Source organism: Maribacter aurantiacus, assembly GCF_005780245.1.
Taxonomy (GTDB): domain Bacteria; phylum Bacteroidota; class Bacteroidia; order Flavobacteriales; family Flavobacteriaceae; genus Maribacter; species Maribacter flavus.
Map to the genome: position 1 here is coordinate 108,366 of NZ_VBUK01000002.1, position 14,023 is coordinate 122,388.

The following is a 14,023-nucleotide window of genomic DNA, read 5'->3' on the forward strand; positions in this document are numbered from 1 at the left end:
CTTTCTGGCAGAAGTAGTTTGCCTTGTTTCAAATTATAAAATCAAAATCGACATAACTAAAATTAAACATTAAAATGCAAAATAAGGGACTTATAAAGCTGTTCGCTTTATTATTCGGGTTAGTTAGTATCTATCAGCTATCCTATACGTTCATCACCAATAAGGTTGAAAAGGAGGCGGAAGTATTCGCTGCAAGCCGAATTTCTGAGGCGGAAGAGGATTATATCTCAAAAAGGGAGGCCTTGGAAGCCAGTTATTTGGATTCCATTGGCAACAATACCATCTTAGGGTATACCAACTACAACGAGGCCAAAAAGAAGGAGTTGAACAAAGGTCTTGACCTTAAAGGTGGCATCAACGTAACGCTACAGATTTCCGTAAAGGATATCTTGAAAGGTTTGGCCAACAATACAAAAAATCCTGTTTTTAATAAGGCCTTGGCCGATGCGGATACCGCATCAAAGAACAGCGACGACACCTATATTGACTTGTTCTTCGAAGCTTTTGACAACATAAAGGGGGAAACAAAATTGGCTTCACCCGATATTTTCGCGAACAAGGGATTGAGCGATGAAATTAACTTTCAGATGTCTGATGATGAGGTAAAACCTATCATCCGAAGAAAAATCGATGAGTCCGTGGTTTCCGCATTTGAGGTATTGCGTGAGCGTATCGACGGTTTTGGGGTAACTCAGCCCAACATCCAGAGAGAAGGAAATTCCGGTAGGATTTTGGTAGAATTACCAGGAGCCAGGGATATTAACCGTGCCCAGGACTTGTTGTCCAGTACGGCGCAGTTGGAGTTTTGGGAGACGTACAAGCAGAGCAACCCTTCCTTTAGTACCTTCCTGATTCAAGCAAATGAAAAGTTGAAGGAAATCGTGGATGTTAAAAAGCCGGAACCCGTTAAGGAAGAATCTGAATTGGATTCGTTATTGTCAGATGTTGCCGCTGATTCCTTGGATTTGACCACACAAGTAAATCCACTTTACGAATTGTTGATACCTGCAAATCCTGGAACCCATGCCATGTTCAGGGCGGCTATCAAGGATACGGCTACGATTGGTTCTTATTTTAGGATGCCTGAAATTAGAAGGTTATTGCCCGCTGATATCCAATTCGTAAAGTTCGTTTGGGAAAGACCAGCTACCGAGGATACGGAGGTTATCGACTTGTACGCTTTGAAATCGAACCGAGAAGGGGTGCCAAGGATCAGTGGTGATGTAGTGAGCGATGCCAGAGATGATTTTGACCAATTTGGCAAGCCTGCCGTTTCCATGACCATGAATACCAAGGGCGCCAAGGAATGGGAGCAATTGACTGGGGATGCCTATAACAACCAAACGGGGATTGCCATAGTTTTGGACAATAAAGTATATACAGCTCCAGGGGTTTCCAGTGGTCCTATCAGCGGAGGCCGTTCTGAAATCACGGGAAATTTTACCGTAAACGAGACCAAGGATATTTCTAATGTATTGCGAGCGGGTAAACTACCTGCCTCCGCAGAAATCATTCAATCTGAAATCGTTGGTCCGTCACTAGGTCAGGAAGCGATCGATAGTGGTTTTATGTCCTTTTTGATCGCCATGGCCATTGTATTGTTATGGATGATAGCCTATTATGGAAAGGCTGGAGCCTTTGCCGATGTGGCGTTGTTATTGAACATCCTTTTGATTTTTGGGGTATTGACAAGTTTGAACGCGGTATTGACCTTGCCAGGTATCGCGGGTATCGTTTTGACAATAGGTATGTCCGTGGATGCGAACGTGCTTATTTTTGAAAGGATCAAGGAAGAGTTGGCCAAGGGCAAAGGAAAAGGTCTTGCTGTTTCGGATGGTTTTGGAAACGCCCTTTCGTCCATTCTGGATGCGAACATTACCACAGGTCTTACGGCAATCATCCTATTTGTTTTTGGTTCAGGCCCGATAAAAGGTTTTGCAACAACCCTATTGATCGGTATTCTTACCTCCCTGTTTACGGCCATTTTCATTACCCGATTGTTAATTGATTGGTATATCAGTGGCAAGGGTAGAAGCTTGGACTTCTCCACTAGTCTTACCAAAGGTTTGTTTCAGAACCTTTCTATCGATTTCTTGGCCAAAAGGAAGATTTCCTATGTGATATCCGGAATTTTGGTATTGGTTGGATTAGCGTCCTTATTTTTTGGACCTGGGCTACAGCAAGGTGTGGATTTTGTAGGGGGACGTTCCTACACCGTACGTTTTGAACAGGCTGTAAATCCATCGGAAATCGCATCAGAATTGAACGATGTATTTGGAAGTGGCACCAATGTGAAGACCTTTGGTGAAGCTAACCAAATCAAGATCACAACGCCGTATAAAGTGGATGTGGAAGGGATTGAGGTCGATACCGAGATTCAGGACAAATTATACACTTCCTTACAAAAATACCTACCTGATGGCACTTCTAAAGATGCGTTTGCTATTGGTAGTGAAGGAAAATCCATTGGAATTTTACAGTCCGTAAAAGTTGGGCCTACCATCGCGGATGATATTAAAAACAATGCTTTCTTGGCAATTTTGGGGTCCTTGGCCGTGGTATTCCTTTACATCTTGATACGTTTCCGTAGATGGCAATTCTCCTTGGGAGCTGTTGTTGCGGTATTCCACGACGTGTTGATTGTATTGGGCGTGTTCTCTATTTTCGGAAAAATAATGCCGTTCAACATGGAAATTGATCAAGCCTTTATTGCGGCCATTTTAACGGTCATTGGATATTCCTTGAACGATACCGTGGTGGTTTTCGACCGTATACGTGAAACTTTGGCCGAAAGAGGTTGGAAAGGTGGGGAGAATGTCAATTCTGCCATCAACAGTACTTTGGGAAGAACATTGAATACGTCCTTGACTACCTTGGTAGTATTATTGGCCATCTTCATCTTTGGTGGGGAGTCGTTACGAGGATTTATGTTCGCTATGATCGTGGGTGTGGTAGTAGGTACCTACTCCTCTGTGTTCATCGCGACACCCGTAATGTTCGATGCCTTGAGCAAGAAAATTACCAAGGTCCTTAATTAGGACTTTGACCACAACTAACTCGAGAAGGTCGCTATGTACTGCATAGCGGCCTTTTTTTATTGGCACCGCCAAAGGGTTTAATACTCCGAGGCTTGCCTAGAAATAAAAAATTTGTTTCCTGCGAATGCCTCCTGGGCTTGCCCCGAGGTAGTTTACTGGAATAGCTTAGTGTGCCCAGACCTAAAAGGTTTTGGAACCTGTTAGGTCTATTTTACAATGCCGATGGAACCTTTATCGGTATGTTTTAATTCAAGGATTTTCTTTGGGTTGAGTCCGGGTTCTTTTCGGTGGCTAACAAAAAGGATGGTGGTCTGCGTTTCTTGGGCTATTTTGTTGACAAGTTGGACAAGTATGCTGGCTGATGCATCGTCCATGCCACTGGTGGGTTCGTCAAGTATCAATAAAGGTGGATGTTTTACCATGGCCCGAACGGTCATTACAAGGCGCTGGTCCCCAAGTGACAAATCGTTGAATTGTACGTTTCTCCGCTCCCATAAACTTAAAAGCAAGAGCCAATCCTTGATGATTCTTTTTTGGGTCTCGGTGGGTTTTATATACAATCCGATGGAATCCAATAATCCGGAAATAAGCATGTTTTCGACCGAATGTCTTCCGGAAAAGCTATCGGTCATGGCGGGGGAGAAGTAGCCGATCTTTTCCTTGATGTCCCAAACACTTTCCCCGGAACCTTTCTTGTTCCCAAAAATGTATATTTCTTGTCCGAAGGCTTTTGGGTTATCGCCGGTTATCATGGAAAGAATGGTTGTCTTGCCGGTTCCGTTGTTTCCTATCAGTTGCCAAAATTCCCCGGTTTTCACTTCCCAGTCAATATCCTTTAGGACGTGTTTTTCACCATAGGAAACCGATACTTTTTCAAAGCTGATCAATGTTTCCCCATTGAACGGTATTGGTTCAATGGCAGGAGGAATGCTTCCCATAAAAATGGTCGCTTCCTCCTCTTCTCCTTGTATATCTTCGGTTAGTATCCTAAGTTGGCCATCAATGACTTTTGCAAAGTTGCGGATATTGGAAAGCATGTCAGACTTTCTACTGGCCAATTGTATCAGCAAGGTTCCGCTAGCCTTTTCTTGAAGAAGTGTTTTTAGATCATTTTGAAATGAAATGTCCAAATTATCAAACGGATTGTCCAATAGGATATAGTCCGGTTTTTGGTCGAGGATATGAAAAAGCAAGGCCTTTTTTTGTTCCCCGCTTGACATGGTTTTCAATGCCTGCCCTTTCGTGGATATATATTTGGTTCCATGTTTTTCCTCTTCTTCCATAAACCTTCTTACCGCCAATTGGGAAAATAGTTTCCCGGATATATCCTTTAGGTTTACGATGTCTGAAAATTCGTTGTTTTGGAGCTTTCGAATGAGCTCTTTTTTGTTGGTTTGATTATCCGTAAAAATCCCTAAATGTTGCATACTAAAGGTCTATTCTAAAGATGTAAACGGGATTGTTCTTATATACCGTTCTTTTTTCCAGGTGCATCCCATTTTTAAGGGCCACTTTTTTTGACGGTTCATTATCGATATGGATAATGGATATAAGGCGATTGGCCCATCCATTTTTAAAGGCGGTTTCCTTGCATTTTTGTGCGGCTTCGGAAGCGAAACCTTTACCCCAATGCGTCGGTAGAACGGAATACCCAATTTCCAATTCTTCTTGGCCGTCCACAACTTGTATCAACAAGCCGCACAATCCAATGAGTTCATCTGAGGTCTTATCGATTAGGGCGAACATTCCGCCAAGTCCTTTCTCATAGCGCTCAAAAACGCGGTCAAACTGTTGGGAACAGGCAGCAACTGGATTTTGAGGAATGCCCGACCAAAACTTCGACGATCTAGGGTCTTCGTGAAAAGGCAACCAGGCATCAAAATCGTCCCTAGATAATTTTCTGAATAGTAGCCTTTCCGTTTCGGCACCTTCCATGGAATAGTTCATGGGCTATAATCTTTCGAACGAAATGCGGTCGCCAACTTCAATAGACCAAGTATCCGATAAGCCTGCATTGACCTCCAGTACATATTTTACGGGTACTTTGGAGGATAGACCGTTCTCATTGAACGGCTGTGCATTTTTTTGGATACTGGCCACTTTCAAATCTTCATCTATGAATAGGATGTCCAAGGGAAACTCGGTATTCTTCATATAGAACGAATGCATGGCGACATCTGGAAAAATGAACAGCATTCCCTGATTCGTTTCCATGCCTTTACGATACATGAGTCCGGTCTGCGTCTCATAATCGCTTTCGGCAATTTCAATATCCAAGGAGGAGATTAGCGAGTCATTTTCCTGTTTGAAAATCTTTAAAGAACCTTCCTTTGTGAAGGTTACGGGCGTTGTTTTGATTACTTTTTTCGCTTCTTCTTTACAGGATGTCAAGCCAACCAATAAAACAATCGCCAAGCCTAAAAAATGCCTTGAAAGATGCATGTGTCTTATTTAATTAGTTTGATTTTACGGGTCTGAACATGAAATAAAGGCCTAACAGTATAAATGGAATACTCAACCACTGTCCTGTGGACAATAACCCCAAAGATTCCTCAAAACCGCCTTGGCTTTTCTTGACGAACTCCACAAAGAAACGAACGGTCCATAATAGGATTAAAAATAATCCAAAAAGATAGCCGGGCTTTTTCTTTTTATCGGTCTTCCAATAGAGAAAATACAATAGCACAAAAACAAAAATATAACAAACGCCTTCATACAATTGCGCAGGATGCCGATAGGGAATCTCCATTAAATATTGTGAAAATTGGGGGTCGTTCTCAATGGCATCATAGGCCGCGTTCAGTGTTCTTTCCTTGGTTACGCCCAAGGCTTTTGATGGATGGAGATCGTCAGAATCCCTGATGAATTTTGTCGCAAAGATGAAGGACTCGTCAACGGTCTTCCCATTGATTTCAGAATTGAAAAAGTTGCCCAAGCGCACACAAAAAGCTCCAATAGCTACGGGGATCGTCAGCCTATCAAATATCCATAACATGCTGAAACCGGTATGTTTTCTGGTAAACAAATAAGTGGCAATAATAATTCCAATAGTTGCCCCATGACTGGCAAGGCCCGTAAAACCCGTAAATTCATAGCCATCGATAAGTCCAAAAAGGAGACTGCCCGTATCACTTTCCCTAATGGGTAAGAGTATTTCCAACAAGTGATTTTTATAATAAGGCCAATCATAAAAGAAAACGTGGCCCAGTCTGGCTCCTAACATGGTGCCCAAAACGGTATACACAAAAAGGGAATCCAATTGTTCCACCGGTTTTTTTTCATTGACGAATATCTTTTTCATAAGATACCATCCAATGGCAAAAGCAATAATCCAAAGCAGGTTATAATACTTTATTTGGATGGGGCCTAAATTGAAGAGGGTCTCGTTGGGATTCCAGATAATTCCTAAGAAGTACATGCGAGTTATTTTTGAAGGGCTAATATACGTAAATAGGAGCTATTAGGGCTGGGAAAATGACGCATCTTACGTTTGAAAGTTTTCCGGTCATGGAACGGGGTCGTAGCCTTTTCCACCCCACGGATTGCAACTGAAAATACGTTTGATGGATAACCAGCCGCCTTTGAAGAGACCATGTTTTTTCAAGGCTTCCAAGGTGTATTGCGAACAAGTGGGCGAGTACCTGCACGTGGCGGGCGTATAGGGGGAAATGGCCAACTGGTAAAAGCGCACCAAAAGCACAAAAGGAGCAATCAGTATATTTTTAAATGTAGGTTTCAACCGAAAATATTAGGATGGCAAGTTACGCAATAAATTGTGTTGAAAAAGCGAAAGGCCCGTATGTTCTACAGGCCTTAATTTAATGATATCTATAATTTAATAATTACTCCCCCACTCGAACAGGCTCCAAGTTTTCCGCCTCTTCCGGGGAGTAGAGTCTAGATTTGATAATGAAACGAATGCCCATTGGTATTTCCAAGGAAAAGCTGGCCCCTCTACCCGGGGTGACATCGACCGTTAGTTGGGTGTGCTTCCAATACTCAAATTGATCTTTGGAAATATAAAATTCACATCGTTCAATGGTACCCAACCATATATCGTTATCGTCTATCATTAGTTCGCCCTTTGGAAAGCACATGGGGGAAGAGCCGTCGCAACAGCCCCCACTTTGGTGGAACATAAGTTCACCGTGTTTTTCCTTGAGTTCCTTAATGACCTCTACCGCTTTTTCACTGACCAATACCCTTTTGGTTTTCATGTGTTTATTCTTTATTGTTTTGATATGGACACACTTGGGCTTCGCTCAGCACAGGCATGTAACCTTTGATGATTACAATGATCATTTCGCAGAGTGTTTAACGCTTATTTTAATCATGTCGGTTTCATTTTATTTCTATTAAAAGAATCCCATTGGCTTCTTATCGTAAGAGATAAGCATGTTCTTCGTTTGTCTGTAATGCGCTAGCATCATCTTATGGTTTTCCCTGCCGATACCGGATTTTTTATATCCACCAAAGGGTGCATGAGCGGGATAGAGGTGATAGCAGTTCACCCAAACCCTACCGGCCTTGATCGCTCTGGAAACCGTATAGGCCTGGTGTGTATCCCTCGTCCATACACCAGCGCCCAGTCCGTACAAGGTATCGTTGGCGATTTCAATGGCTTCTGCCTCATCCTTAAAGGTGGTTACACAAACTACGGGTCCAAAAATCTCTTCTTGGAATACGCGCATTTTATTATTTCCTTTTAGCACGGTGGGCTGAATGTAGAATCCGCCTTCCAAGCCTTCATTGTAAGCCTGTTCACCACCGGTCAAGACCTCACAGCCCTCTTCCTTGCCAATTTGGATATAGTTGAGGATTTTTTCAAACTGGTCGCTGGAAGCTTGGGCCCCCATCATGGTATTTGGATCTAGTGGATGTCCCATTTTAATGGCTTTCGTTCTTTCGATTACACGCTCCATAAAGGCTTCAAAAATACTTTCCTGAACGAGCATCCTAGAAGGACAAGTACATACCTCACCTTGGTTTAAAGCGAACATATTCGCCCCCTCGATACACTTGTCAAAGAATTCGTCGTCTGCGTCCATGATATTCTCAAAGAAGATATTCGGGGACTTTCCGCCCAATTCCAGGGTTACAGGGGTAATATTTTTAGAGGCATATTGCATAATCAATTGTCCGGTCGTGGTTTCACCCGTAAATGCCACTTTGTTGACTCTTGGGCTGGATGCCAACGGTTTACCTGCTTCGGCCCCAAACCCGTTCACTACGTTCAGTACACCAGCTGGAAGAATATCCTGGATCAACTCAACAAGGATAAGAATCCCTACAGGGGTCTGTTCAGCGGGCTTTAGGACTACACAGTTTCCTGCTGCCAATGCTGGGGCCAGTTTCCAAACCGCCATCAAAATAGGGAAGTTCCAAGGAATGATCTGTCCAACTACTCCCAAAGGCTCGGTAACGTTTAAGGCAACGGTATTACTGTCCAATTCACTTACGGATCCTTCTTCGGCCCTGATAACCCCGGCAAAATATCTAAAATGGTCTATGGCCAATGGTAAATCAGCTGCCCTTGTTTCGCGAATGGCCTTGCCGTTATCCCACGTCTCCGCTCTCGCCAAAACCTCCAAGTTTTTTTCCATGACATCGGCTATTTTCAAAAGCATATTGCTTCGTTCTGTTGCCGATGAATTGTTCCATGAAGGTGCTGCTTTCCATGCCGCATCAATAGCCTTTTCTATATCCTCAGCCGTAGATCTGGGAATCCTTGTAAAGGATTTTCCGTCTACCGGAGAGGTGTTTTCAAAATACTCCCCCTTTACGGGTGCCGTCCATTTTCCTCCTATGAAATTCTCATATTGATTTTTGAATGTCGGTTTTTGTAGCACGTCTTGCGCCACGGTTGCAGTGTTGCTCATCTTTTAAAATGTTTAAAAATTAAAAATTGGTTATGTGTTTGTACAGTTCTATAAAATGATCATTCTAAAATTAGGTATTGGAAAATGGAATGGTCTGACGAATTCTATGAATAAGGTGAACAATCCTATCATATTTTGCCATAATGATTATTTTGGTTCTAAATATTTGTATATTCATTATTATTCGATTGATAATTATTAAGAAATGTTAAAGTTGTCGGATACTTTTTTGGAAGGGAGACGATTGGAGACCATGGTGGAGAACCAAACCTCCTATACTTTGAAAAATGCCGCCATGCATGTTTTTGAAACCCATGAGCAAGCAGATAAGGTCTTACTGAAATTTGACCAACCTGTTCTGGCCAGCATGATAGAAGGAAAAAAAGTGATGCATCTTAGGGATTACGAATCTTTCGACTTTTTGCCGGGGGAATCCCTTGTACTGCCCGCCAATGAAACCATGTGTATCGACTTTCCAGAGGCAAAATCCAAAAACCCGACCCGTTGTCTGGCCATGGCTATTTCAGAAGAAAAAATTAGGAATGTCCTTCAGTTCATGAATGAAAGCATGACAAAGGATGACGAAAAAGAATGGAGCTTAATGGATTACAACTTCCATTTTGTGAACGACCAGGGGATTTTTCAAATTTTACAGCGATTGCTTTTTCTTTTTTCCGAAAACCATCCCTCCAAGGACTTCTTTGTAGATAATATGTTACGGGAACTCATCATACGCATGTTGCAGACCAACGAACGAAAAATCTATACGAGTTCACAAATTGCCATCAATAGCAATAACCGACTTTCCTATGTCATTAGGTACATACGTGAAAATCTCCATGAACCTTTGAATGTGGAGGATTTGAGCAAAAAGGCTTACATGAGTCCCTCGCATTTTCATAGGGTCTTTAAAAATGAACTGGGTATTTCGCCCATTGAGTTTATAAATAACGAACGGATAAAACTGGCGACCGGTCTGCTTCAAGACCCAGGATTGAATATAAAGGATGTGTATATGCAATGTGGTTTTGAAAGTAGGTCCTACTTTAACCGCGTTTTTAAGAACAGGCAACAACTTTCACCTGGTGAGTATCAATCTAAAATAAAAACGATACAGTATTAACCTTGGTTATAGGCTGTACGTAGTACCTTCCTTACCATCCTTTAGTTGGATGCCCAGTTCGGCCAATTGATCCCGAATTTTGTCCGAAGTGGCAAAATCCTTGTTTTCCCTTGCTTCTTTTCTTAGCTGTATCAACAACTCTACGACCCCGCTCAATTTTTCCGAGTCCGCATTGGAGCTTTGCTTATCCTCAAGGCCCAACACGTCAAAGACAAAACTTTTCATCGTATCAAAAAGAATTTCCTTGTCCTCTTTGGTAATCGTTTCGGAACCTTCCTTGATAAGATTGATATGCTTTACGGCATCAAAAAGTTTCGCAATCAGAATAGGCGTGTTAAAATCGTCGTTCATGGCATCGTAGCAGGCCTGTCTCCAAGATGGTGCATCAAAATCCGACTTGCTTCCAATCGGCAGGCTATTTATGGATTTGATGGAATCCATTAGTTTATTGAAGCCTTTTTCCGAAGCTAGTAAAGCATCGTTGCTGATATCCAAAATACTTGTATAATGTGCCTGCATCATAAAGAAACGTACCATGCCCGGTGAAAATGGTTTGCTAAGAATATCGTTTTCACCCGAAAAAATTTCCCCGGGAAGGATGCTATTTCCAGTGGATTTGGCCATTTTCTTGCCGTTTAAGGTCAACATATTGGCGTGCATCCAGTATTTTACGGGCGACTTCCCATTACTAGCTTCAGCTTGCGCTATTTCACATTCGTGGTGCGGGAATTTCAAATCCATTCCCCCTCCATGGATATCAAAGGTCTCCCCAAGATATTTGGTGCTCATGGCGGTACACTCCAAATGCCAACCAGGAAATCCGTCACCCCAAGGAGAAGGCCATCGCATGATATGTTCCGGCTCCGCTTTTTTCCATAGGGCAAAATCCTGTGGGCTTTTTTTATCGTCTTGGGCCGTGAGTTCGCGGGTATTGGCGATCATGTCCTCCAATTTTCTTCCGCTTAATTTACCGTATTCGTTGGTCTCGTTGAACTTTACAACATCAAAATAAACGGAGCCGTTCACCTCATAGGCATAACCCTTCTCTAGGATGTCCTTTATGATTTCAATCTGTTCAATGATATGTCCGGTCGCCGTAGGCTCAATACTAGGTGGAAGAAAATTGAATTTTTCCAGTATGTTGTGAAAGTCCACGGTATATCGCTGCACCACTTCCATAGGTTCCAACTGTTCCAATCGTGCCTTTTTTGCAATTTTGTCCTCACCATCTTCCGCATCGTCCACCAAATGCCCGGCATCCGTAATGTTTCGCACATACCTCACTTTATAACCCAAATGACGGAAATATCTGAAAATCATATCGAAGGACATGAAAGTCCTACAATTTCCAAGATGCACGTTGCTATACACGGTGGGGCCACAGACGTACATACCAATGTGGCCTTCGTTTATGGGAATAAAAGTTTCTTTTTTGCCAGTAAGTGAATTATGGACCTTTATTGTTTGCTCTTGATACAATGGCATTTTATGAGGATGAAATTAAAATTGCGTGTCCATGTTTATATATTCGAGGAATTCATTCCTGATGGCCTCTTGCTTGAACTTGCCGCCATATTCCGCAGTTACGGTACTACTTTCAATGTCACGGATTCCCCGGGAATTCACACAGAGATGTTTGGCGTCTATGACGCACGCGACATCCTGCGTGCCCAAAACTTTCTGAAGTTCCCGTACAATTTGAATATTCAATCTTTCCTGAACTTGAGGTCTTTTGGCATAGTAATCCACAATACGGTTCATCTTGGAAAGTCCCACCACTGAGCCATTTGAGATATAAGCGACATGGGCCCGGCCCACAATAGGCAATAAATGGTGTTCGCAGGTAGAGTAGAGGGTGATGTTCTTTTCCACCAACATCTCGCCATACTTGTACTTGTTGTCAAATGTGGAAGAATTGGGTTTTCTATCGGGGTGCAGGCCACCAAAAATTTCCTTCACGAACATTTTTGCAACCCTATTGGGCGTGCCCTTTAGGCTATCATCCTCCAGATCCATTCCCAAAGTGAGAAGGATTTCCCTAACACTTCCCTTGATTCTTTCAATCTTTTCTTCATCACTAAGAAGGAAGGCGTCCTTACGTAAAGGGGTCTCTTCCGACGAGGAAATGTGGTCATCTCCCAACTGTTCAAAATGTTCCTCCAATGTACCCTCTGTTTTCATGTAAACTGAACTTTAACAAGGGGCAAAGATATGCATTATATAATACTTAATGACATTTCAAGGCCCCATACCTATTATAAATAGATGTTAAGTTTGGGGGGTTCGTATTTTGGTGAAGGATACCCAAATTCACTTGCGCTATATATTTTTTCCCTCAATATTTGGTACAGGTAATCTTCTTGTTAATAGGATTTTACAATTAGTTTAGAGTGACAGGACGTGCCGTTTATCGATTAAGTGTCCAAATAATCCGTTGAAAAATACTAAAGCCAGTATTACCCAGTTATTATATACGTTAAAGTATATTTCTAGCCCCATTAAAATATGCGAATACTAGTCGCTACTATTTGTTGTTTGCTCCTACTAATTTGCAAGGCAAATGCCCAAAACTCGCCAGATTGTAGAACCGCCATCCCTGTCTGTGCCGATGCCCCTATAATGGGATTGGCTGACGGTGGTGGCGATATAGATGATTTTGATCCGGAAGTTATTCGGCAAACCGGATGTTTGGAAAAAGGAAGCGTAAGCTCTGCGAACATAGAAAACAACACCTCTTGGTTTGTATTTAGGGCAGGTACCGGAGGGCAGGTAGGCTTTGATATTGAGGCTTTACCGTCCGGAGGAAATTCAACCCCAACGGCCGAATGGGATTTTGCCGTTTATGGTCCTTATGACCAATTGAGTGAACAGAATTTTTGTTCAATCATTGGTGATGGCACCTCGGAGCCCATACGGTGTAATTATGAAGTGAACAACACGAATTTTACGGGTATAGGCGTTAATCCCGAAAACGGTCAGGAAGGAGCTCCGTTTTTGGTGGGTAGCCAAAATACCTATGATGAATGGTTGGATGTTCAACCTGGTGAAATCTACTATATCTTAATCAATAATTTCAATACGAATTTCGATGGCGATCCTGAGCCTTTTATGTTAACGTTTACGGGTAATTCCGTAAACGAGAACCAAAATACGGCCTTGGATTGTACGTTGCGAGACGAGTTTTTGGGTTTGGATATCATAGCTTGTGAAGGCGACCCTGATATTGTTTTGAGTGCCTTGAATTCGCCAGCTGGTTCTGATATTGCAAATGTGGAATGGATGGTGGATTATGAAGACGATGGAGTTGTGGATGGCACTTTGGCCGGTTCTGGTCCTTTTGGAGCGGAATTAGTTGTTACCAGTCCAAATTCAGGAAGATATTTTGCCACTATCACCACAGCATCGGGTACTCCGCCTACGGTGGCCGACTTGGGCGGTATTCTAATTACCTTTTATGGAATTCCAATTTTGAATCGCGTGGAGGTTTTGGAGACCAATTTGTCCGTTGACCCAGATGCCAACAATGTTGAGATATTTGTGGATGGCGATGGTGATTATGAGTATGCCATTAATGGAGGGGCTTTTCAAGATGATCCCGTCTTTCTAGATATTCCACCCGGTATCAATACAGTGGTAATCAATGATAAGAACGGCTGCGGTATTACGGAACCGGTAGAGTTTTTAGTGGTTGGATATCCCAAGTTTTTTACGCCCAATGGGGATACTGTTAATGACGAATGGAACGTACAAGGAATTGAAACCCTTACGAATCCAATCGTATATATTTTTGATAGATACGGAAAACTGCTAAAACAATTGGGTGCAGTTGAAGGTTGGGATGGTACATACAATGGCAGACCCATGCCATCGACGGATTATTGGTTTCGGTTTGAGTACGAAGAGGACGATGCAGGAGTTCTGGTGGCCAAAACACGACAATCCCATTTTACCCTAAAACGATAAAAAATGACCGAATCATTCGG

12 protein-coding genes are annotated in these 14,023 nt (G+C 42.5%); 3 read left to right on the forward strand and 9 right to left on the reverse strand.

Annotated features, from left to right (window positions below; genetic code table 11):
* Positions 1 to 74 precede the first annotated feature (74 nt).
* Positions 75 to 3,038: a protein translocase subunit SecDF gene (secDF, locus tag FEK29_RS05625; protein ID WP_138257448.1), complete on the forward strand. Its 2,964-nt coding sequence runs from the start codon at positions 75 to 77 to the stop codon at positions 3,036 to 3,038.
* Positions 3,039 to 3,244: 206 nt separating this feature from the next.
* On the opposite strand, the gene FEK29_RS05630 is transcribed toward secDF, so the two are convergent.
* The 7 genes from FEK29_RS05630 to exaC form a co-directional block, all read right to left on the reverse strand.
* Entirely contained in the window at positions 3,245 to 4,465 is a 1,221-nt protein-coding gene (locus tag FEK29_RS05630; RefSeq protein WP_138257449.1) for an ATP-binding cassette domain-containing protein, read from the reverse strand.
* Position 4,466: 1 nt separating this feature from the next.
* Positions 4,467 to 4,985, reverse strand: a complete 519-nt coding sequence (locus tag FEK29_RS05635; protein WP_138257450.1) for a GNAT family N-acetyltransferase — start codon at positions 4,983 to 4,985, stop codon at positions 4,467 to 4,469.
* Between the two features lie 3 nt (positions 4,986 to 4,988).
* Positions 4,989 to 5,480 (reverse strand): DUF192 domain-containing protein, encoded by a 492-nt coding sequence (locus FEK29_RS05640; protein WP_138257451.1) that lies wholly within the window; start codon positions 5,478 to 5,480, stop codon positions 4,989 to 4,991.
* 13 nt (positions 5,481 to 5,493) lie between these two features.
* Positions 5,494 to 6,456 carry a prolipoprotein diacylglyceryl transferase gene (gene lgt, locus FEK29_RS05645; RefSeq protein ID WP_138257452.1) on the reverse strand — a complete coding sequence of 321 codons (963 nt, stop codon included), beginning with the start codon at positions 6,454 to 6,456 and terminating at the stop codon, positions 5,494 to 5,496.
* An 87-nt stretch (positions 6,457 to 6,543) separates the two neighbouring features.
* Positions 6,544 to 6,777 (reverse strand): membrane protein insertion efficiency factor YidD, encoded by a 234-nt coding sequence (yidD, locus tag FEK29_RS05650; RefSeq protein WP_138257453.1) that lies wholly within the window; start codon positions 6,775 to 6,777, stop codon positions 6,544 to 6,546.
* A 103-nt stretch (positions 6,778 to 6,880) separates the two neighbouring features.
* The gene (locus FEK29_RS05655) at positions 6,881 to 7,255 is read right to left on the reverse strand and encodes a DUF779 domain-containing protein (protein WP_138257454.1); all 375 of its coding nucleotides are present in this window, start codon (positions 7,253 to 7,255) and stop codon (positions 6,881 to 6,883) included.
* A gap of 138 nt (positions 7,256 to 7,393) precedes the next feature.
* Positions 7,394 to 8,917 (reverse strand): acetaldehyde dehydrogenase ExaC, encoded by a 1,524-nt coding sequence (gene exaC, locus FEK29_RS05660; protein ID WP_138257455.1) that lies wholly within the window; start codon positions 8,915 to 8,917, stop codon positions 7,394 to 7,396.
* Positions 8,918 to 9,122: 205 nt separating this feature from the next.
* On the opposite strand from exaC, the gene FEK29_RS05665 reads away from it, so the two are divergent.
* Entirely contained in the window at positions 9,123 to 10,040 is a 918-nt protein-coding gene (locus FEK29_RS05665) for an AraC family transcriptional regulator (RefSeq protein ID WP_138257456.1), read from the forward strand.
* A 6-nt stretch (positions 10,041 to 10,046) separates the two neighbouring features.
* Here FEK29_RS05665 and cysS read toward each other — a convergent pair whose 3' ends face one another.
* Positions 10,047 to 11,525 carry a cysteine--tRNA ligase gene (cysS, locus tag FEK29_RS05670; RefSeq protein WP_138257457.1) on the reverse strand — a complete coding sequence of 493 codons (1,479 nt, stop codon included), beginning with the start codon at positions 11,523 to 11,525 and terminating at the stop codon, positions 10,047 to 10,049.
* Between the two features lie 15 nt (positions 11,526 to 11,540).
* Entirely contained in the window at positions 11,541 to 12,221 is a 681-nt protein-coding gene (gene folE / locus FEK29_RS05675) for a GTP cyclohydrolase I FolE (RefSeq protein ID WP_138257458.1), read from the reverse strand.
* A 324-nt stretch (positions 12,222 to 12,545) separates the two neighbouring features.
* Between folE and FEK29_RS05680 the strand changes: the two genes are divergently transcribed.
* A complete protein-coding gene (locus FEK29_RS05680; protein ID WP_138257459.1) occupies positions 12,546 to 14,003 on the forward strand; it encodes a T9SS type B sorting domain-containing protein in 1,458 nt (485 codons plus the stop codon).
* Positions 14,004 to 14,023 lie beyond the last annotated feature (20 nt).